20 protein-coding genes and 2 tRNA genes are annotated in these 20,860 nt (G+C 51.4%); 7 read left to right on the top strand and 15 right to left on the bottom strand.

What is annotated here, in order from left to right; translation table 11 throughout:
• The first annotated feature begins 30 nt into the window (after window positions 1–30).
• The 3 genes from rpoN (at window position 31) to ptsN (ending at window position 2,921) form a co-directional block, all read left to right on the top strand.
• Window positions 31–1,569: an RNA polymerase factor sigma-54 gene (rpoN, locus tag PJE062_RS08755; protein WP_008548593.1), complete on the top strand. Its 1,539-nt coding sequence runs from the start codon at window positions 31–33 to the stop codon at window positions 1,567–1,569.
• A gap of 218 nt (window positions 1,570–1,787) precedes the next feature.
• Window positions 1,788–2,378 carry a ribosome hibernation-promoting factor, HPF/YfiA family gene (gene hpf, locus PJE062_RS08750; RefSeq protein ID WP_083416869.1) on the top strand — a complete coding sequence of 197 codons (591 nt, stop codon included), beginning with the start codon at window positions 1,788–1,790 and terminating at the stop codon, window positions 2,376–2,378.
• Window positions 2,379–2,453: 75 nt separating this feature from the next.
• Window positions 2,454–2,921 carry a PTS IIA-like nitrogen regulatory protein PtsN gene (ptsN, locus tag PJE062_RS08745; RefSeq protein ID WP_008548629.1) on the top strand — a complete coding sequence of 156 codons (468 nt, stop codon included), beginning with the start codon at window positions 2,454–2,456 and terminating at the stop codon, window positions 2,919–2,921.
• 169 nt (window positions 2,922–3,090) lie between these two features.
• Here ptsN and PJE062_RS08740 read toward each other — a convergent pair whose 3' ends face one another.
• Together PJE062_RS08740 and PJE062_RS08735 are read right to left on the bottom strand one after the other, a co-directional pair.
• Window positions 3,091–3,351: a DUF1150 domain-containing protein gene (locus PJE062_RS08740; RefSeq protein ID WP_008548441.1), complete on the bottom strand. Its 261-nt coding sequence runs from the start codon at window positions 3,349–3,351 to the stop codon at window positions 3,091–3,093.
• A gap of 168 nt (window positions 3,352–3,519) precedes the next feature.
• Window positions 3,520–3,948, bottom strand: a complete 429-nt coding sequence (locus tag PJE062_RS08735; RefSeq protein WP_008548831.1) for an Hsp20 family protein — start codon at window positions 3,946–3,948, stop codon at window positions 3,520–3,522.
• Between the two features lie 335 nt (window positions 3,949–4,283).
• Here PJE062_RS08735 and PJE062_RS08730 point away from each other — a divergent pair, with 335 nt between their 5' ends.
• A complete protein-coding gene (locus PJE062_RS08730; protein ID WP_008548339.1) occupies window positions 4,284–4,850 on the top strand; it encodes an MAPEG family protein in 567 nt (188 codons plus the stop codon).
• Window positions 4,851–4,941: 91 nt separating this feature from the next.
• Here the strand turns inward: PJE062_RS08730 and hutX are convergent, their stop codons facing one another.
• From hutX to PJE062_RS08675, 11 genes are all read right to left on the bottom strand, one after another.
• Window positions 4,942–5,436 (bottom strand): heme utilization cystosolic carrier protein HutX, encoded by a 495-nt coding sequence (gene hutX, locus PJE062_RS08725; protein WP_008548800.1) that lies wholly within the window; start codon window positions 5,434–5,436, stop codon window positions 4,942–4,944.
• A gap of 20 nt (window positions 5,437–5,456) precedes the next feature.
• Entirely contained in the window at window positions 5,457–6,806 is a 1,350-nt protein-coding gene (gene hutW, locus PJE062_RS08720) for a heme anaerobic degradation radical SAM methyltransferase ChuW/HutW (protein ID WP_008548718.1), read from the bottom strand.
• 199 nt (window positions 6,807–7,005) lie between these two features.
• A complete protein-coding gene (locus PJE062_RS08715; protein ID WP_008548509.1) occupies window positions 7,006–8,109 on the bottom strand; it encodes a sn-glycerol-3-phosphate import ATP-binding protein UgpC in 1,104 nt (367 codons plus the stop codon).
• Between the two features lie 2 nt (window positions 8,110–8,111).
• On the bottom strand, window positions 8,112–8,954 hold the full coding sequence (ugpE, locus tag PJE062_RS08710) for a sn-glycerol-3-phosphate ABC transporter permease UgpE (RefSeq protein WP_008548277.1): 843 nt from the start codon (window positions 8,952–8,954) through the stop codon (window positions 8,112–8,114).
• A 10-nt stretch (window positions 8,955–8,964) separates the two neighbouring features.
• Entirely contained in the window at window positions 8,965–9,846 is an 882-nt protein-coding gene (locus PJE062_RS08705) for an ABC transporter permease subunit (protein ID WP_037036400.1), read from the bottom strand.
• A 178-nt stretch (window positions 9,847–10,024) separates the two neighbouring features.
• Window positions 10,025–11,332, bottom strand: coding sequence for an extracellular solute-binding protein (locus PJE062_RS08700; RefSeq protein WP_008548196.1), 1,308 nt, complete (start codon window positions 11,330–11,332; stop codon window positions 10,025–10,027).
• Between the two features lie 685 nt (window positions 11,333–12,017).
• Window positions 12,018–12,506: a fasciclin domain-containing protein gene (locus tag PJE062_RS08695; protein WP_008548399.1), complete on the bottom strand. Its 489-nt coding sequence runs from the start codon at window positions 12,504–12,506 to the stop codon at window positions 12,018–12,020.
• Window positions 12,507–12,626: 120 nt separating this feature from the next.
• Window positions 12,627–14,042 carry a deoxyribodipyrimidine photo-lyase gene (locus PJE062_RS08690; RefSeq protein WP_008548796.1) on the bottom strand — a complete coding sequence of 472 codons (1,416 nt, stop codon included), beginning with the start codon at window positions 14,040–14,042 and terminating at the stop codon, window positions 12,627–12,629.
• A gap of 165 nt (window positions 14,043–14,207) precedes the next feature.
• Window positions 14,208–14,283, bottom strand: a tRNA-Ala gene (locus tag PJE062_RS08685).
• A gap of 65 nt (window positions 14,284–14,348) precedes the next feature.
• Window positions 14,349–14,424 (bottom strand) — tRNA-Ala (locus PJE062_RS08680).
• A 129-nt stretch (window positions 14,425–14,553) separates the two neighbouring features.
• Window positions 14,554–14,931, bottom strand: a complete 378-nt coding sequence (locus tag PJE062_RS08675) for a TIGR02300 family protein (RefSeq protein WP_014283551.1) — start codon at window positions 14,929–14,931, stop codon at window positions 14,554–14,556.
• Between the two features lie 205 nt (window positions 14,932–15,136).
• On the opposite strand from PJE062_RS08675, the gene aroA reads away from it, so the two are divergent.
• The 3 genes from aroA to rpsA all read left to right on the top strand — a co-directional run bounded on the left by aroA (window position 15,137) and on the right by rpsA (window position 19,014).
• On the top strand, window positions 15,137–16,492 hold the full coding sequence (gene aroA, locus PJE062_RS08670; RefSeq protein WP_037036494.1) for a 3-phosphoshikimate 1-carboxyvinyltransferase: 1,356 nt from the start codon (window positions 15,137–15,139) through the stop codon (window positions 16,490–16,492).
• Window positions 16,489–17,124 (top strand): (d)CMP kinase, encoded by a 636-nt coding sequence (cmk, locus tag PJE062_RS08665; protein ID WP_008548337.1) that lies wholly within the window; start codon window positions 16,489–16,491, stop codon window positions 17,122–17,124. Before aroA ends, cmk begins: the two co-directional genes overlap by 4 nt.
• 195 nt (window positions 17,125–17,319) lie before the next feature.
• Window positions 17,320–19,014, top strand: coding sequence for a 30S ribosomal protein S1 (rpsA, locus tag PJE062_RS08660; protein WP_008548461.1), 1,695 nt, complete (start codon window positions 17,320–17,322; stop codon window positions 19,012–19,014).
• 136 nt (window positions 19,015–19,150) lie between these two features.
• On the opposite strand, the gene PJE062_RS08655 is transcribed toward rpsA, so the two are convergent.
• Window positions 19,151–19,516, bottom strand: coding sequence for a hypothetical protein (locus PJE062_RS08655; RefSeq protein WP_037036492.1), 366 nt, complete (start codon window positions 19,514–19,516; stop codon window positions 19,151–19,153).
• A 94-nt stretch (window positions 19,517–19,610) separates the two neighbouring features.
• Window positions 19,611–20,813 (bottom strand): GNAT family N-acetyltransferase, encoded by a 1,203-nt coding sequence (locus PJE062_RS08650; protein WP_208982222.1) that lies wholly within the window; start codon window positions 20,811–20,813, stop codon window positions 19,611–19,613.
• Window positions 20,814–20,860 lie beyond the last annotated feature (47 nt).

Raw genomic sequence — 20,860 nt, 5'->3', positions numbered from 1 at the left:
CTTGCGGCACTTGGAGGATGAAATAACTCTATGGCAATCGGTCCAAAATTAGAATTCAGACAAAGCCAACAGCTTGTCATGACGCCGCAACTGATGCAGGCGATCAAGCTGTTGCAGCTGTCGAATGTGGACCTGATTGCACATATCAATAGTGAGTTGGAAAGTAACCCGTTTTTGGAACGGGATGACAGCCCGGATGGAGCTGGTCCAACTACAGAAACCTCCGCTCCTGACAACTCTTCTGATAACGAGAGTGGTTCTGCTGAGATGCAGGAAGGTGATTGGCTCAACAATGAGCTTGAGACAACACCTGAAGCCATTTCAAGCAGTCTGGACTCTGAGCTCTCCAATGTCTTTCCTGATGACAATGGCGAGAGCCAGTCCGTTGACCCTGTTCAGCAGAAGGCCGACAACTGGCAGGCGCCTAGTCACAATGCTTCTTCAGGCGCTTCTGACTATAATCTGGAAGCCTTTGTAGCTGCAGAAGTTTCACTCAGTGAACACCTGCAGGAGCAGTTGGGTTTTGCTGTTTCCAATCCTACTGACATTCTGATCGCGCAACAGCTTATCGATTGCCTTGATGAGAGCGGATATCTGCGCATTGATGCAGAAGAGATGTCTGCGCGCCTGGGTGTGACTGAGCAAGATCTGGAACGGGTTATTCTTGCACTGCAGGGTCTTGATCCTGTTGGTGTATTCGCACGTGACCTTTCTGAGTGCCTGAAACTACAACTCAAAGAGAAAGACCGCTATGATCCTGCCATGCAGGCTCTGGTCGAGAACATCGAGTTGCTGGCACTGCATGATCTGACGAAGCTGAGGCGGATTTGTAAGGTTGATGATGAAGACCTCAAGGACATGATCCTTGAGATTAAAGAACTCAATCCAAAACCCGGCGCAGCATTCAACACTGAAGTTGCACAGCCGATTGTTCCTGATGCGTTTGTTCGCCCGGCTTCTGATGGCGGCTGGACTGTTGAGCTTAACACTGAGAGCTTGCCGAAGGTACTGGTGAACCAGAGCTATTACTCCGAGATCTCCCAGAGCTCCAAGAAGGATAAGGAGCTGGCATACTTCACGGATAGCCTGCAGACCGCGAACTGGCTTGTGAAGAGCCTGGATCAGCGTGCACGGACAATCCTGAAGGTCTCTTCGGAAATTGTGCGGCAGCAGGATGGTTTTCTCACTTATGGTGTACAACATCTGCGTCCGATGAACCTGCGTGTGGTCGCAGACGCCATTGGTATGCATGAATCCACTGTGAGCCGTGTGACCTCCAACAAATACATCGCAACACCGCGCGGAATTTTTGAGCTTAAGTACTTCTTTTCTGCCGCAATTGCGTCTTCTGAAGGCGGTGAATCGCACTCAGCGGAATCAGTACGCTACCGGATAAAGCAGCTGATTGATGCCGAAGATCCCAAGAAGATTCTCTCAGATGACGCTCTTGTGAAAATTCTGAAAGATGACGGTGTGGATATAGCGCGACGAACTGTAGCTAAGTATCGGGAAGCATTAAGGATTCCCAGCTCTGTGCAGCGGCGCAGAGAAAAGAAAAGCCTCACCTAAACCACTGATATTTCTCATAGTTTCAAAGAGAGATAATAGGGTCCGTATCGGTTAATAACCTCTATAGGATGTTTTTCTGTTCTCATAGATTTTTCTAAGAACTCGAAAACAGTAGCACTTTAAACTTAGCTGGTCCAAACTACATGTGTTGAAGGGTTCTTTGCTCTTTAGCTGAAGAACCTGTCAGCGATTAAGTCGACACAACATAAGAGGTTCCCATGACAATTAGAATTTCGGGGAGGAACGTGGACATTGGTGATGCAACCAGAACTCACGTTGAAGACCGGATTTCCGATGCACTGGATAAATATTTCCCAGGCGCATATACGGGTCATGTGACAATCGCGCGCGAAGGCTCTGGCTTCCGTTCCGAATGCACAGTCCACCTCAGTACAGGTGTGGTGCTTCAGGTTTCGGGTGATAGCCAGGATCCACGCCAAAGTTTCGACAAAGCAGCCGAACGCATTGAGAAAAGGCTAAGGCGCTATAACAGAAAGTTAAACGACCACCACACAAATGGTCTCCCTGCAGAGTGGGAAACGTACGGTGCAACATCGTATGTTCTTGCTGATCCTGAGCAGGAAGAAGAGGTACCCGCCGACTACAGCCCACTTGTGGTTGCAGAAACCGAAGCGAAGGTGAAAACACTGACTGTTGGTATGGCAGTTATGGAGCTAGATTTAAGTGAAGCTCCCGTTGTAGTGTTCCGCAACGCTGGTAATGGTGAGGTAAATGTCGTATTCCGTCGTCACGATGGAAACGTTGGCTGGATTGATCCAAATCTTTCCAACGGGGCTGCCCCTAACTAATAATCATGGTCATCGTGACCCTGTACAAAGCCGGTGTTAACCGGCTTTGTATTTTGCATGAACACGGATCAAGGAATGGATCTGAACGAACTTCTTCGTCCTGAAGCTGTCATTGCCAATCTTAAGGCAAACAGCAAGAAACAAGCCCTGCAGGAACTTGCAGAACGGGCCTCTGAGATTTGCGGAGAAACTGAGCGCGATATCTTTGATACGCTGCTCCAACGCGAACGTCTCGGCTCTACAGGTGTCGGAAACGGCATTGCAATTCCGCATGGAAAAATCGTGAACCTAGACGGGTTGCACGGTTTGTTTGCGCGACTGGACAAACCGATCGAGTTCGACAGCTTGGATGACCAGCCTGTTGATCTGATCTTTGTATTGCTGGCACCGGAAGGCGCTGGAGCGGACCATCTGAAAGCTCTGGCACGTGTTGCACGACTTCTGAGAGATGCTGATGTTGCGAGCAAACTGCGCGCGACCACAGATGCTGCTGCAATTTACTCTATTCTGACCCACCCACAGGCTTCGCCAAGCGCAGCTTGAGGCCGGTCAGCTCATAAAAACAGAAAAGCCTGAATCGGACGCATTCCAATCCAGGCTTTTTCTTTGCCTAATTCACTGGTTTTGAAGAGTATTTCTATGCGCTGCAGCAGCTTTTCTGCGCGTATGCCTCTTCTTTTAACCTCACCCTTCGATGAGTGCAGGAATAGGGTTAGTGGACGCTCAGAGCTTCCAGATCATTCTCGATCGCGTTTGCAATTGCAGCATTGCGAGTGTCTGTCAGAACCAGCGGTGTTCCATCTGCAGCGAGCAATGCCCATGCTGGCAAATCAGCATCCTGCAACTCAGCATCTGGGAACATCTTCTTGAGATCATTTGGAGAAACGCGCCTTACATAAGCGACTTCACCAGCTCCAAGTTCTTCAAAATTTTCGTACGGGTCGTCGGCCAGCACAGAAGGGGCGCGTGTCATCGCCTTCTCCTTGGAAGTTATCAGAGCATGTCACGGTCTTTTGCAATCACGTGTCAGGCTCTAAGTCTTTATTTTATCACGCATCTTTACCCGAAAGCTGAGAGGCCAGATTTCAGCGATACGCTTCAATATTCAGATCAGCGCGAAGGTAGGAATGTTCCTTTAACCTCAGTCCCCCGCCGAGATTTCAATTCGGCGAACGATGCGCTCTGGCTCTGGACGAGCAAGATCAATAGACAACAGACCATCACGCAGGTCTGCCCCCAAAATCTCAATGCCTTCAGCCAAAACAAAAGCGCGTTGGAACTGACGTGCAGCTATACCCCTGTGAAGGTATTGGCGAGTTTTGTCTTCTTGTTGGCGGCCACGGATTACCAGCTGGCTTTCCTCAACAGAAACATCCAGTTGGTCACGTGTGAAACCCGCTACGGCGAGCGTAATGCGGATGACTTCACCTTTTTCGTCGGTGGCAGCTAAGCGTTCGATATTGTAGGGCGGATAGCCATCGTTGGCTGCTTTGCTCACCCTATCCAATACACGCTCGATATCGTCGAAACCCAACATAAATGGGCTCGAAAACGCAGATACTCGCGTCATAATCCAAGTCCTTCTTCAAAGCGACCCAGCTCCAGACCCTCAATAGGCATCCGGTGTGAGGGCATCTCGCCCTCGGTCTTTCCTCTGGAATATGGCGGTTAGCGGCGAAGGTTTCAAGTTAACTTAATGATACTCAATTAATTCTCTCGGGTACTGACAAGTTTTGCAGACCTCAAAACAAGCAGGGGTGGTAAACCCACAGAATTTTCAACAGTCCGCCATTGCAGCCCAGCCTATCACCACGTGTTGGGAATGACAGGTTTACGGTTTCCCTCAAAAATCGTAGCCTTTGCCCTGGGGTAACTTTCAAGGAATGCGCTAGGGGGAGCGGCACTATGGACATTGCTGAGGTGAATAACTCGCGGGCAACGTTGATGGTGAAAGCCTATCCCTTTGCTTTGGTCGGTTTCAGTTTGCTCATCAATCTACTCGTTTTTGGCGTTGAGCCGCTTGTCATTGCGCTGCCCTCCCCTGAAGTCGTTGATGCAGTGATCATTGCTGCGGTGCTGCTGCTCGGTAACCACAGTTGGCTAATGACCGTGACCGAACTTACGCGGGCTAAGCATGATCTGGCCGCTACACCTGAAGAGTGGGAGGAGAAAGGTGGGCGTCCTCAATCTATTGCTCAGGAAGCTCGTGATGCGTTGGAGCGGCGGCACAATGCGCATCGGAACACGACCGAGAACTCCATCTACTTTGTGCTTCTGGCTGCTGTTGTCGCAATGGTTTCACCGGTTGCACTGATGGCTCAAGTCTGGATTGTCGGTTTCGCAGTTTCACGCCTTGGCTACACCTACAGCTATCTTTCAGCACAAACCGGATTGCGCGGCCTGTTCATGAGCCTGAGTTTGCTGTGCTTGTATGGAATGGCGAGTTATCTGATTGTCGCAATGTTTGTGTAAACAGAAAAGCCGGAGCGATGCCCCGGCTTCTGCTTTTCATAGGCTCACAGTGAGAGAGGTCGTGGACCTATGACTTGGATGTCTCGCAGGTTCACCAGCTCGCGAGTTCATCGAATTTTTCAAGCTGATCTTCTTTGATCTGGCCTTCCTCATCACGGCCAAGGAAGATCTTCAGGTAGCAATCGCCATCCGCATTCAGGAAGTTGATGGAAACTGCCAGCTTGGAGAAGAATGGGCGCTTCAGGAACAGGATAGAATGGCAGGCATCAGCTTTGATGTGACCAGAGAAGCCACCTTCTGTCTGCTTGAGGTTATAGAAACCACGCGCGTAAGAACCTTCCGGGAATGGACCTTTCACCTCGAAGATCATGTCGCCTGTGTTTGCGATGCTGGTGACGTTGCCCCATGATGGGATCGCTTTGATAACTTCATCAAAACGCTCACCAGAATGCTCACGCCACATTTCTTCCGGCAGGCAACGGATTGTGTCAGCCATTGAGAGACCATGCTCCTTGGCAATGCTCTCCAGAATGCCAGCTGGGTTTTCTGCAAGTTTCTCTTTCAGCTCTGTGATTTGTGCGGTCATGCTGTCTCTTCTTGATGGTTTCAGGTTACTGGCTGCAAGCTGGCGGAATGCAGCTTAAAGGCAGCCTTGAGATAAGTGAGAAGGGTCTGGTGCCAGAAACGGCCTGCCGTTGTGAGCGAGATGATCTCTTCACCCGCAATCAAGCCCGTTCTGCGCCAATTGCTCAACAGTGGGTCGATTGAGCTTCGGAATCCGTTTGCTTTGGGATCTGCACGCTCCAGACGGGCAAGGTCGAGGCGCATCTCTTCAATGCCGGCTGCCAGGAAATTGAGGGGAGAAGACAATGGGTCAGTTCTGTGCAACCGCGACAGAGGCTTCTCCCCATCCTCCAGGCACCTCATGTAGTCCACGATTCCTCCATGGATGCCGTAGGAATAACCATTGATGTTTCCGCCTGCCCCAGACCCAAAGGCCAGACAGTCCGCGCCGGACTTAATCAGCGTGTTGTAAAGATTACGCTCGCGGGTTTGTCGACCCCAGTGACTGGAAGAGATCTGTTTCCAGCCGTACTGACGCATGTACTCCAATCCCTCGCCATACATGCCTCCTTGTTGCGGAAGAGGCGCTGCTGGGTCGCAGGAGCCTTTTGCGATGGCTTTTGAGAGAAGACTGCCGGGAAACACGGCGAGCGTGTAAAGATCGACGCCATCGAGCTCCAGATCCACAACGGTTTTAAGGTCCTGCCGCCAGACCTCTTCGCTTTGATAGGGCAAGCCCAATATCAGGTCACAAACGACAGCAGCGCGATTTCTATCTCTAAGCCCTTCGAAGAAGCGAATGGCTTCTTCACCGGTTGCTTTGCGCCCCTGCCGCTTACGGACTTTGGTGTTGAAGGACTGAACCCCAGTAGAAAAACGGTTCGCACCAGCATCCAGACAGGCATCAATCTTTTCATCATCGAAATGGAAGATGCGGCCTTCGACAGTGATCTCGCAATCGGCTGAGAGCGGATAAAGCTCGCGGATGCGGCGGATGACGCGGGCAAGGTCATTTGCGTGAAGCGCTGTTGGAGTTCCTCCGCCAAAATAGACTGCGTTGATTGGTGCACTTTGGGAAGTAGGGGAAGACGCTTCCAGCTCCAACTCTTTGATCAGCGCGTCAGCATAAGGAGCGGAGTGCTCTTCCTGCCACTTGTTGCGATAGAAGCCGCAAAACAGACAATGATTGGCGCAGAACGGAACATGCAAGTACATGACCGCCATGCCAGAGCGACTGGATCGCTGGATTTCTTGCCAGACTTGCTGGTGAGCATCTTCAGCAACGGCTTCTCCAGCAGATCCGGGCATATGTGCGCCCCGTCGCTGGAAAGCGTAACGGAGGGGATCATCTGTTTCCTGAGCGAAGAATTGCTCCAGCGCTGCTGCTTGCATCGGTCAACCTAGTTTTGAATTCGTGGTTGGCTTGCTGTGCGCTGGCTAAATATGAGTATTTACATCAAGTTTAGATCTTGGGAAGGGTTGATTGCGTAGCTGCGATAAAATGGCACAGCTTTTGGACTGCATCCGTGCACGGTTCCAACAAAAAAGGCCCGGCAATGCCGGGCCTTCTAAAGCTTTGTCAGAGCAGGCTTTAAGCTGCTTCGAGTGCGCCCTGCACTTCAATACGCTTGCCGGTTTTGGTGTCAAACGTATGTAGTTTCTCAGGCTTTGCAGTCACTTTCAGGATCTGGCCTGGTTCGAAGTGCAGTTTGCCAGGCGCGCGCACAACAACGTCTACGCTGCCTTCACCAATGGTGCCGTGAACATAACTCTCAGCACCTACAGGCTCTACGACATTTACGGTCAGAGCGGTGTGAAGGCCGGTGTCGAACTTCTCACTGAGCTCTTCGATCACCAGATCTTCCGGACGTACGCCGAGGATCAGATCAGACAGATCGGTGTTCAGCTTCACGTCAACTGTTGCGCCGTTGTCGAGTTTCCAGTCGCTGCCCTGTTTGGTCAGTGGCAGCAGGTTCATTGCTGGAGAACCGATGAAGGTTGCAACGAAGGTGGATGCTGGCTTCTCGTAGACATCGATCGGAGAACCGATCTGCTCTACTACACCACCACTGAGAACGACCAGGCGATCTGCCAGTGTCATTGCTTCCAGCTGATCGTGGGTCACGTAAAGGCTGGTGGTACCCAGTTCTTTCTGAAGCTTCTTGATCTCCATGCGCATCTGCACACGCAGTTTTGCATCAAGGTTGGACAGAGGCTCATCGAACAGAAACGCGGCAGGTTCGCGAACGATGGCACGACCCATTGCAACACGCTGGCGCTGACCACCGGACAGCTGACGTGGCTTACGGTCGAGGAAGTCGCCGATCTCAAGGATCTCAGCGGCTTTGCGAACGCGCTTTTCAATCTCATCCTTAGGGATGTTGCGGTTCTTCAGGCCGTACGCGAGGTTGTTGTAAACACTCATGTGCGGGTAGAGCGCGTAGTTCTGGAACACCATTGCGATGTCACGGTCTGCTGGCTCTACGTTGTTTACAAGGCGGTCGCCGATGAACAGCTCACCGTCGGTGATGGTTTCGAGACCAGCTACCATGCGCAGCAGAGTGGACTTACCGCAACCAGAAGGGCCGACGAGAACAATGAACTCACCATCCTGAATGTCGATGGAGATGCCTTTAACCGCTTCTACGTTGCCCGCGTAGATCTTGCGAAGGGTGTTAAGTTTAATGCCTGCCATTTTTATTTCTCGCTTTCCACGAGCCCTTTTACAAACCAAGACTGGAAGATCACCACGATGAGAACCGGTGGAAGCATTGCGAGAACTGCAAGCGCCATTGCCTGGTTCGTATCCGGGATCTGAGCACCAATCCACACCTGAAGAATCTGCTTCATACCACGCACCAGCGTGAAGAGGCTTTCATCTGTGGTGATGAGTGTTGGCCAGAGGTATTGGTTCCAACCGAAAACAAACATGATGATGAAGATTGCAGCAATCATGGTTTTGGAGAGTGGAACAAGAATGTCGATGAAGAACTTCAGCGGTCCTGCACCATCGATACGCGCTGCTTCAACCAGTTCATCCGGTACGGACTTGAAGAACTGACGGAAGTAGAAAGTGCCTGTTGCAGACGCAATCAGCGGTACGATCAAGCCGGTGTAGGTGTTCGCCATGCCCAGTCCCTGCACGATCTCGTAGGATGGCAGAATACGCACTTCCAGAGGAAGCAGGAGCGTGGAGAAGATGATCCAGAAGAAGAACGTTCCAAGCGGGAAGCGGAAGTACACAATTGCATAAGCCGCCAGCATGGAAATTACGATCTTACCAATGGCGAAGCCAAGGCCGAGGATCAAAGAGTTCCACAGCATGGTCAGGCCGGTCACGGACTTGGTGAAACCACCAGCTTCAGTCAGAACCTGCTTATAGGTGTCTGTGAAGTGACCACCCGGGGTCAACTGCAAACCATGCTTGTAAATGGACACCGCATCATGACTGGAGGTCATGAGAGCGTAAACAACTGGCACCAGCATAAAGAGAGCGCCGAGGACGAGGATCGTATGATCCCAAAACTGTGAGCGTTTCATTGATCCCTCCTTAACTGTAGTGCACGCGACGTTCGATCATACGGAACTGGAAGACCGTGAGAGCGAACACGAGGATCATAAGGATCACAGACTGTGCTGAAGACCCACCAAGGTCGTTTCCGCGGAAGCCATCGAGGAACACCTTGTAAACGAGAGTTACAGGGTTGTTGCCTGGCTCACCTTTAAGCACCAGATCGATAATACCGAAGGTATCGAAGAGCGCGTAAGTGATGTTGATGATCAGCAGGAAGAAGCTGGTTGGAGCCAGCAGTGGGAACGTTACAGTCCAGAAACGACGGGAGGAAGATTTACAATCGACCGCAGCTGCTTCCTGAACGGATTTCGGAACACTCTGGAGACCAGAGAGGAAGAAGATGAAGTTGATCGGAATTTGCTTCCAAACCGCGATCACGGTCATAGCAAATGCAGTATCAAAGTAGTTCACACCGATCTGCATGTTCCAGCCGAGGGCATGCGCCAGATCGTTGAGTGGACCAATGTGCTGGTCAAACAGCATAACGCCTACGAGGCCTGCGACGGGAGGGGCGATCGCATAAACCCACATCAGCAAAGTGCGGTAAGTGGAGGCACCTTTGATGACGTTATCGGCTTTTACTGCCAGCAGAAGAGCGATGCTGAGAGAAAAGAAAGTGACTGCAGCGGAGAAGATGAGCGTGAACCAGGCAGTTCTGCCGTATTCACTCGCAGTGACAACATCTGTGAAGTTATCCAGGCCAACAAATGTCGAGCCGAAACCAAACGGGTCTTCAAGGTAGAAAGACGCTCTGATTGCTTCTGCCGCTGGCCACAGAAAGAAGACGCCAACAATCAGCAGCTGCGGGAGCAGCAGCATGTAAGGCATCAATGGATGTGAGAATTGAACTCGTTTCATGGACTGGCCTAGTCGCTGTTTTCGTTGTGGTGGCCGGTTGCCTAGCAAGCCTGACCGCTTGTTTTAAAAATGCTGCTCGAACAAACTGCCGTCCGGGAACATTTTATTTCTAAAACAACCTGAGACCGGAGGCACTTGATAGCGTCTCCGGCCCTAGCGAAAATCTAAGTGCTAAGTCTTAGTTAGCGGTCTTAGCAAAACGAGCCAGAAGCTTGTTTGCTTCGTCTTCGATGGTCTGGAACGCGTCGTCTACAGACTTTTCACCGGAGAAGATTTTGCCGTATTCACGGTTCATTACGTCACGCACCTGAACGTAGAAGCCCATGCGGTAACCTTTGGTGTTGTCGCCACCTGGAAGTGTCAGCTGCTTAATTCCAACTTCAGCTGCTGGAAGACGGTCGTAGTGGCCATCTTTCTTCGCAAGGTCGTATGCAGCGTTGGTGATTGGCACATAACCAGTTTCTTTGTGCCAGTAGTACTGCATCTCAGAGGAAGTCAGGAAGGAGTAGAAGTTTGCAACACAGTCGTTTTCGCCTTTTGGCTTGCCAGCCATTGCGAAGAGCGCTGCACCACCGATGAAGGTGTTGGTACCGGTTTCGTTAACAGAAGCCCAGTAAGGCAGGTTGGTTGCGGAGAATTTGAAGTCTGTGGACTTCATCAGACCACCGAAGGAACCTGAGGAACCGAGCCACATTGCAGCGGAACCGTCCTGGAATACCTTCTGGTTGTCACCCCAGCCAGTGCCGTAGTAGCCGAACAGCTCAGCATCAAGCCAGCCTTTAACCTTTGTGAAGTGCATTTTGATCGCATCGTTGTTTACGAGGATCTTGGTGCCTTTCGCGCCGTCGTAACCGTTGTTGTTGGTTGCGAATGGAAGGTTGTGGCGGGACATGAAGTTTTCGGTGAAGATCCATGGCAGGTGGGACTGTGCCAGAGGAACATAACCAGCTGCTTTTAGCTTAGGAGCGATTGCTTCGAACTCTTCCCAAGTCTTAGGAGCTTCAACGCCTGCTTTCGCCAGTGCTTCTACGTTGTAGTAGAGGATTGGAGTAGAGGAGTTGAACGGCATGCCGATCATTTTGCCAGCTGCGTCTGCATAGAAGTAGCGTACGCCAGCAATGTAGTCTTCGATGTTGAACTCAACACCTGCATCTTTCAGAAGGTCTTCAGCTGGAACAACTGCGCCCTTTGCACCGATGATGGTAGCGGAACCTGCATCAAATACCTGCAAGATGTTTGGCTGTTCGCCAGCGCGGAATGCTGCGATACCTGCGGTCAAGGTTTCTTCGTAGTTACCTTTGTAAACCGGGGTCAGGTTACAGACATCCTGAGATGCATTGTATTTGGTGGAGATTTCGTTGACAACTTCACCCAGACGGCCGCCCATTGCGTGCCACCAGTTGATTTCTGTCGCAGCGAAAGACGCTGTTGAAGACATTGCGAGTGCTGCAAAGGTTGCTACACCAGCTGCTTTACGAAGAGTCATTTTTGTTGCCCCCCAGTGGGAAAGTTGAAAAAATCTAACATGCGAAGCGGAGTGAACACCTAATCCATCGCCTTGGCGATCCATCCCCTACGCCTCATCTGCGATATCACTTAGGTGTTTCACACTAGGATGACAGTTTCTTGAAGTTTCGATGAATTGCAATTGGATCTTCGTTTTTTTTCATAATTATCATGAGATTGTCATGTTTCGGAAAAACGAAACCCACCTAAGCAGACTGTTTTTTATGCCAAATTTTCGACCTTTCAGCATGGTTGAAGTGTCTAAAATTGGAAGTTTTGTTTCGGAAAAATTCGATACGAAATAATACGAACATTGAGATTTACAGAAAGATTTGGCGGCTAATCACTTGATATATCGGGGAAATACCTAGGCGGCGAACAAATTCAAATTTTGCACCTTGCACGTTTATGCCGATGAGCTGTCTTAATGCTTGCGCGCGCAAATTTTCGAAGACAAAACAGGCCTAAACTTATCCACAGGCGCACTGTGTGCAACTCTCGAAATACAACTTCTAATGCAAAAACTTGCATTCATGAGCAGGTGAAATGCATTCATTTCAATCAAATAGAGTCATCCGACTCCGTTTTATGACAGCTCAAAGGGCGTAGAAAGGATGCTCCACGCCCTCTGGCAGAAACTCAAAATGAGTTATGTCACTTCCCGTTTAGTTTGAGGGCAGCAACACTTTATCGACGACATGAATAATCCCGTTGTCAGCTGGAATGTCCGCGCTGATGACGTTTGCATTATCTACAGTCACGCCAGACGTGTTTTTCGAAACGGAGAGTGTCTTATCTCCTGATCCCTTAATCGTCTTCACGTGAATGGTCCGGCCTGGCAGATCAGTGGACGCCAATTTGCGTGGGAGCACGTGGTAGCTAAGTACTGCAACGAGTTGATCTTTGTTCTCTGGCTTCAGAAGCATTTCAACCGTTCCGTCCGGAAGCTCCGCAAAGGCTTCATCAGTCGGAGCGAACACGGTGAGGTTCTCACCATTGGCCAGTGCCCCATCCAAGCCCGCAGCCTGAGCGGCGGCAATAAGGGTGTTAAACTGCCCTGCCCCTTGAGCTACTTCTACAATAGTTCCTGCATTTGCATTTACTGAACCAGCAAGAACCAGTGAACTTACAAGTGAAATCATAGATAAACGCATAGAAGCCTCCACTCCCCAGAGATGTAACGAGGGAATTACATAAGGATTGACTGCGACAAGCTGCCGCGCACAAAGCCTTATACTGATCAGGTCTGAAGGCAGATCACCTGACTGCGAATTTTATTTTATCTCCTCAAAGGCACGTAGCGCTTCATCTCGAGATTTCTTGAGATCCACGATTGGAAGCGGGTAGTTTTCTCCGAGTGTGACACCAGCGCCCTTCAGAACGTCCTTAGGAGCTTCCCAAGGCTTGAAGAGATACTTATCCGGCAGATCCTTTAGCTCAGGCAGGAACCGGCGTGTGTAATCGCCATGAGCATCAAACTTTTCGCCCTGCAGGATTGGATTGAAGATGCGGAAGTAAGGAGCCGCATCTGCACCACATCCGGCGATCCATTGCCAACTGGCGCTGTTGTTGGCGAGGTCAGCATCGACCAGACAATCCCAAAACCACTCTTCTCCCAATCGCCAGTCCAGCAACAGGTTTTTGACGAGAAACGATCCAACAATCATACGCAGGCGATTGTGCATGTAACCGGTCTGCCAGAGTTCTCGCATACCGGCATCTACAATTGGAACGCCTGTTTGTCCCTTCTGCCACGCGAGAAGGCGCTGATCATCTGAGAGCCATGGGAAGTTATCGAACTTTTCGTTCAGATTACTCTTTGGAAGACTCGGGTTGTTAAATAGTAGAGAATAGGAGAACTCACGCCAGCCCAACTCACTCCGGAAATGGTCGATGTCTCGTGTTTCTTCATGTGAGCCTAATACCCACCAGATTTGGTTGGGAGAGATCTCACCAAAGTGCAAATGAGGCGACAGGCGAGAGGTATGGGTCAGAGCTGGAAAGTTTCGGCCATCTTTATAATCGGAAAGCCCATCTTCAAAAAATGCATAGAGGCGGTTTTGGGCAGCTTTTTCGCCATGCTCCCAGTGACTGCTCACTTGAGCTGACCACGGCCGATCCTCAAGCAAGTTGAGCTCATCTATTGAGAGAGCCCCTTCTGTATTCAAAGGATGAATGCGCAATTGGTCAGGAACAGGCAAGGGCTTTCTGGGTTCCTCCGCCTGAAGGCAGCCTTTGCGATAGAAGGGAGTGAACACCTTATAAGGGCTGCCGTCCGGTTTACCTACTTGCCAGGGTTCCCAGAGGAGTGAGCCGTTGAAGCTCTTGGCTGTTATGCCATTTTCTTCAAGATCGGTTTTCAGCTGAGCATCGTGCTCTACACGCCATGGCTCATAGCATCGGTTCCAGAAAACACCCGCAGCACCGGTCTCCTGAATGAGCGAGTTGATGATTACGGCCGGGTCACCGCGCCTTATCAACAGTTGCCCTTTCAAGCTTTCATTGAGAGCTTTTAAAGAATAGTACAGCCAGTTTTTGGTCGCGCCACCGAATTCTCGAGCACCGTACTCTTTATCATTCAGAATATAGAGAGGGATAACCTCACCAGCCTCACAGGCCGCAGACAGCGCAGGGTTGTCACTCAGGCGAAGATCCTGACGGAACCAATGGATTACGATGGATGCTGACATCGACGACCTCTGCACAAAAGAAACAGTTGCGGCAGATGTATAGCAATTTTCTTGCGTATCAATGGCTGTAGAGCTTCAATTCTCTCATAGCATGAGCTGCTGGAGGCGAAGCTTCTGAAATCGATAATTTTGGGAGAAGACAGCTGTTTCTAGCTAAAGGGTAATTGGTGGAGCCTAGGGGGATCGAACCCCTGACCTCTTCGCTGCCAGCGAAGCGCTCTCCCAGCTGAGCTAAGGCCCCATCTTTATCAGACAAATGGCATGTCTGATTTGGGAAGAAGATAGCCATTTCTTGCAAAATGGTTTTGGTGGAGCCTAGGGGGATCGAACCCCTGACCTCTTCGCTGCCAGCGAAGCGCTCTCCCAGCTGAGCTAAGGCCCCGTTCTTCTTCTAAGCACCGATACTTCAATGAAGTTTTTGTGCTGATGGAGGCGGAACATAGATGGGCCGCCTCCACATTTCAAGAGAATACTCTCATAACAGCCTGCGGTTTCACAGGCTGTGGAAATTTTAGCTTTCGTCGTCGTCGCGGCTCACAACGATGCCCGGAACGGAAGAGTCTTCGTCGTCTTCATCATCTAGGAATACGTCGGAGTCATCGCCACCGATGTCATCGCTGATGCCATCTTCGTCCAGATCAGGAATATCTTCACCAGCTGCTTCTGCATCAGCTTCTTCCAGAGATACCAATTCTGCATCGTCCTTTACCAATGCGTCCTCAGCTTCTTCTTTCTGAACAGCTTTTACAGCTTTTGCAGTCTTCGCTGTCATGCCCAGATCAAACATATCGCCACACTTAGGGCAGATGATTGGGTCACGGTTCAAATCATAGTATTTAGCGCCACACGCCGCGCACAGGCGCTTGGTTCCGAGTTCCGGTCTTGCCACGGTTCTCACCTTTGTTTGTATCTCGTTGACGGCCCCCTTAGCCTCAGGTTGGCCATCATGTCAAAGATAAATCTTAGAAATCTACCCGAAGTCGTACATTCACTGCCGAAATTTCGCAATAGTTCAATGCGCCCTAGGGTGACTGTCTTTTTCTTCCGTGCTAGGAGGAACTAGTTTTTTCAGTCTCGCAACCCCGGAAATGAACATGTCCCATAATTCGTCACCGCAAATTGTGACCGCTCACAGTGGCTCTCCGCTTAACGGCCAGATCAAAGTTCCAGGTGACAAGTCTATCTCCCACCGTTCCCTCATGTTTGGTGCATTGGCACTCGGCAAAACCACCATCTCTGGCCTACTCGAATCAGAAGATGTGATTGGTACTGCAAACGCAATGAATGCAGTAGGTGCCAAGTGTGTTCGCCAGGAAGATGGTACGTGGACGGTTGATGGCGTTGGACTGGGTAGCCTGTTGGAGCCGGAAGCTCCAATCGACTTCGGAAATGCGGGTACTGGTGTACGTTTGGCAATGGGCATCTTTGCGAGCCATCCTATTGCCGTCACCATGACTGGTGATGCCTCCCTGTCCGGACGCCCAATGGGCCGCGTCCTTAACCCACTGCGCGAGATGGGTGTTCAGGTTGTGGCACGTAATGGCGATCGCCTGCCAGCGTCTATCCGCGGCAGCGACAATCCTATTCCGATCACGTATCGTGTGCCAATGGCCTCTGCGCAAGTTAAGTCTGCTGTGCTGCTGGCAGGCTTGAACACTGCCGGCACCACAACCGTTATTGAGCCTGTGGCAACTCGTGACCACACCGAGAAGATGCTCGTTGGTTTTGGTGCAGAGCTGAACGTTGAGATCAACGAAAGCGGTGAGCGCGTGATCACCCTGCAGGGTCAGCCAAAGCTGCAGCCGCAGGACATCACTGTTCCTGGTGATCCATCCTCAGCTGCCTTCCCGATTGTTGCAGCACTGATCACACCAGGTTCTGATGTGACCGTTGAAGGCGTGCTTTTAAACGAGCATCGTATTGGACTTATTACTAGTCTGCTTGAAATGGGCGCTGATATTACCATCTCGAATGAACGGGAAAGTGGTGGAGAGAAGATTGGCGACATTCGCGCCAAGTATTCGAAACTGAAGGGTATTACGGTTCCAGCGGGCCGTGCACCTTCCATGATCGACGAATATCCAATTCTGTCTGTTGCCGCTGCCTTTGCTCAGGGTGAGACCGTTATGCTCGGTCTTGAAGAGCTGCGCGTGAAGGAGTCAGATCGTCTGGCTGCTGTTGCACGTGGACTGGAAGCAAACGGTATTCCGTGCGTTGAAAAACAGGACAGTCTGACTGTTACTGGTGGTGCTAACAATATTGGCGGTGGTACTGTTGCTACACATCTGGATCACCGGATCGCAATGAGCTTCCTTATTCTGGGGCTCGCTGCTCACAAGCCGGTTCAAGTTGATGATGCAGCACCAATCGCAACAAGCTTCCCAACCTTCCTCTCCATGTTTGGCGAGCTGGGTGGCAAGCTTGAAAATAAGAATGAGGAAGCTGCATGATTATTGCTCTGGATGGACCAGCGGCATCTGGCAAGGGAACACTCGCACGCCAGCTCGCTGAGCATTTTGGACTTCGCCATCTGGATACCGGTTTGACGTATCGTGCTGTTGCCGCTGCGCTGCTTGCGCGCGGCCTGCCACTTGGTGATGAAGCTGTAGCCATCTCCGTTGCTCAGAACCTTGATCTGGGCAATCTGGACCGCAACCAGCTCTCCGCTCATGAGATTGGAGAAGCGGCGTCTCGCATTGCTGTTCTTTCTGGTCTGCGTGAGGAACTGGTGCGCCTTCAGCGTGCGTTTGCTGAGCAGGAACCAGGCGCTGTTCTGGATGGCCGTGACATCGGCACTGTTGTGTGCCCGGATGCGACTGCAAAACTGTTTGTAACAGCCTCTCCGGCTGCGCGTGCAAAGCGTCGGACGGACGAGCTGAATGGCAAGGGAATTCCAGCAGATTTTAATGAAATCCTAGTGGATCTGGAGCGCCGCGACGAGCGTGACAGCACCCGCAAAGACAGCCCATTAAAACCCGCTGAAAATGCACACTTGCTTGATACGACAGAAATGGATATAGACTCCGCATTTCGTGCGGCTGTGGATATCGTCGAACGCGCCCGGAAAACGGCTGTTTCATAACAGCCATCGGAGCTCGCGTTTGTCGTTTCTAGCGACTGTCATGATACCGAATTTGGACAAGTGCGACCGCTTTCGCCGGCCCACTTACTTGTAAGTGGTTGTTTTTCAACGCGAGTTGAGAACCGGAAGCTCTTGTCCTTTAGTGTTAACACAAACCCGCCGGCGAGCGCCATTCTTATGGCACCAGGAGATTTCATGGAAAATCAGAACTTTGCTGCTGAAGACTTTGCAGCTCTGTTGGAAGAATCTTTTGCGACTTCCGACCTTTACGAAGGCACCGTTGTAAAAGGCACCGTTGTTGCTATCGAAAAAGACCTCGCAGTTATCGACGTAGGTCTGAAGGTTGAAGGTCGCGTTCCTCTGAAGGAATTCGGCGCTAAAGGCCGTGACGGCGAAATGTCCGTTGGTGACGAAGTAGAAGTTTACCTTGAGCGCGTTGAAAACGCGATGGGTGAAGCTGTTCTGTCCCGCGACAAAGCACGCCGCGAAGAAAGCTGGGTTCGCCTGGAAGTTGCTTTCGAAGCTGGCGAAAAAGTTACTGGTCAGATCTTCAACCAGGTCAAAGGTGGCTTCACCGTCGATCTGGATGGCGCAGTAGCATTCCTGCCACGCTCTCAGGTAGACATCCGTCCAGTACGCGACGTTACTCCTCTGATGCACACTCCACAGCCTTTCCAGATCCTGAAAATGGACAAGCGCCGTGGCAACATCGTTGTATCTCGCCGTACCGTTCTGGAAGAAACACGCGCAGAACAGCGTTCTGAACTCGTTCAGAGCCTGGAAGAAGGTCAGACCGTTGAGGGTGTTGTTAAGAACATCACCGACTACGGTGCATTCGTTGACCTGGGCGGCATCGACGGCCTCCTGCACGTTACCGACATTGCATGGCGTCGTATCAACCACCCAAGCGAAGTACTGACCATCGGTCAGACCGTGAAGGTGCAGATCGTTCGTGTGAACCAGGAAACACACCGCATCAGCCTCGGCATGAAGCAGCTGGAAACCGATCCATGGGATGGCATCGAAGCCAAATACCCACTGGACGCGAAGTTCTCCGGTCGTGTTACCAACATCACCGACTACGGTGCATTCGTAGAACTGGAGCCAGGCATCGAAGGCCTGATCCACGTCTCCGAAATGTCCTGGACCAAGAAGAACGTACACCCAGGCAAGATCGTTTCTACTTCTCAGGAAGTTGAAGTGGTTATTCTGGAAGTTGACGCTTCTAAGCGCCGTATCTCCCTGGGCCTCAAGCAGACTCTGCAGAACCCATGGGAAGCATTCGCTCAGCAGTACCCAATTAACGCAACCGTTGAAGGTGAAGTTAAGAACAAGACCGAATTCGGTCTGTTCATCGGTCTCGAAGGCGATGTTGACGGCATGGTTCACCTGTCCGATCTGGACTGGAACCGTCCGGGCGAGCAGGTCATCGAAGAGTACAAGAAGGGCGACGTTGTTAAAGCAGTCGTTCTCGACGTTGACGTTGAGAAAGAGCGCATCTCTCTCGGCATCAAGCAGCTCGACGCTGATCCGTTCGAATCCGCTGGCGACGTTCGCAAGGGCGCAATCGTTAAGTGTGAAGTGACTGAAATCAAAGACGGTGGTCTCGACGTTAAACTCGTAGACGGCGACCTCTCTGCATTCATCCGTCGCGCTGACCTGTCCCGTGAACGCGGTGAGCAGGATCCAACACGCTTTAACGTTGGCGACGTAATCGAAGCTCGCGTTACTCAGTTCGACAAGAAGACCCGCCGCGTTGGTGTATCCATCAAGGCACTGGAAATTGCTGAAGAAAAAGAAGCAGTTGCACAGTACGGTTCTTCCGACGCTTCCTCTTCTCTCGGCGACATCCTCGCTGCAGCTATGAAGAAGCAGTCCGACGACGAATAAGATCTAGCAATAGATTTTACGAAGAAGCCCGTTCATTTGAGCGGGCTTTTTTGTTGCGCTGATAAATGCGTTCGTTTGCGTTACTTCGTGTTTTTTTGCGCGCTTATGTCAGAGAAGCACCCTAAATCTGCTCAGATTACGGGAGCGGTGCATATTTCGGCTTCGCTGCCTGTTTGGCGCGAATGGCCTCCACCTTAGTCCAGATTTCTTCCAGCTCCACTTCACCGCAATCGTGCATGTCGATGTGATGGGCGAGGCAGAGGGCGGCGAGTGTTACCATGACACCACCGGCTTCCTGTTTGAGCTCTCCAGCTTCCCGATTGAAGACGAAGTCGACAAGCTGATGTGCTTCGCTGGCGGTACAACCTGCGGACTGGACCAGTTCGAGAGCCTCTTCCAGAAAGCGATGGTTGCGTTCTGTCTTATCCGTGGCAATTTCCTTGCCGAAGCACTCCAATAGCCATGGGGCTACTCGTTCCTGAAAGCTTTCAGTCTTGCTCACGTTCAAATCTCCAGCCTGCGAGGATAATCCGGCTTTGCAATATCACAGGTCTAGGGAAATTGAGAGTAGAGACCAGCGACGGATCCCGGCAGCGTTAGCCGATGATTTTCTTGACGGTGCTCATCAGAAGGGCTCTTGGGCCTTTTGGCAGGGCGAGGACGATGCGTTTTGCCAGTGGGCGCAGGTTCTTGAGCCAGAGGCTGGCGTAGAGCTGGCCTTTGAAGGAGAGCGGACTGACGGCATCGAAGACGCTGGCGACTTCTGAGGTCCATGTCATCTTGTAGCGGGAGGCTGGCTTAAGGAAGTCGATCTTATCAATCCCAAGCGCAAAGCAGGCCTCGATGACATCCATCTGGTGGAGTTTGCCGGGGCTGGATTGCTCGTAGTCCGGATTCCAGTCTGCCATGTAGGCGGAGTAGCAGCCTTCGAACAGGAAGCCCCATTCGGTTGAGATTGGGAGATCACCGTGTTTCAGCTCGAATGCGATGAGTTCGCAGCCTTTTGCCGAGCCTTTGCTCAACGACAGCAGGAGTTGCTGCAGGCCATCACCTTCCAGAGCACGGGAAGCGTATCCCATGGCTTCCACCCAGTTCTCACGCCCTTTCAGAGTGCGCAGAACCATGGTCTCCAGCTCCGGGTCTTCCTGACGGATCACGCGGTGCGTCAGGCCTGCTGATTTGTGCAGGCGGTTGCGCTGGTTGCGGATGGTTTTGCGGGATCGGGCGGAGATGGACTTGAGATAGTCCTCAAAGCTGTCCCAGTGGTTCAGCTCCAGCCATGGCGCGCCGTCTGTTTCGCCAACTTCAGTAAACTGAGCGCTGGCAAAATCATAGAGAGCGCCGCCTTCTCTGATCTGGCGCAGGTGGATGATATCCGCTCCGGCCTTTTGCAGATGTGGCTTCAGAATGTTGAGCACTTCAGCTGGTTTGTAGCCGGGCTCCAGCAGCATCTCGGAGTACTGTTGGAAGGGTTCTCCCAGGCCTGTCAGCGCTTTCAGGGACTTTTGCTTTTCAATGCGCAGCGGCAAAACCGCGATCAGGTTTTGCTGATCATAGACCGCGAAGATCTTGGCGGATTGAACCACTGAAGGATTTTCAAGCATCGCCATGGTCCAGGCATAGCTTTGGAAGACCGGGTTGCCTTTGGCCGATTGCTCCAGTTTGCGCCAGTGCTGCTGGATGTCAGCGACTTCAACAGGAGACTGCAGAACGCGCACCGATGGGTTCTGGAGTGCTTTTGTTGCTGAGCTTTGCTTTACAGCAGCAAGCTCTTCCGATGTGACAACATCTGCCTGCAACAAATTTCTCCCTTACCGATGCTTTAAACGACTTAACTTAAGCAGTT

Source organism: Pseudovibrio sp. JE062, assembly GCF_000156235.1.
GTDB lineage: Bacteria > Pseudomonadota > Alphaproteobacteria > Rhizobiales > Stappiaceae > Pseudovibrio.
This window is presented reverse-complemented; position numbering and strand designations above follow the sequence as displayed.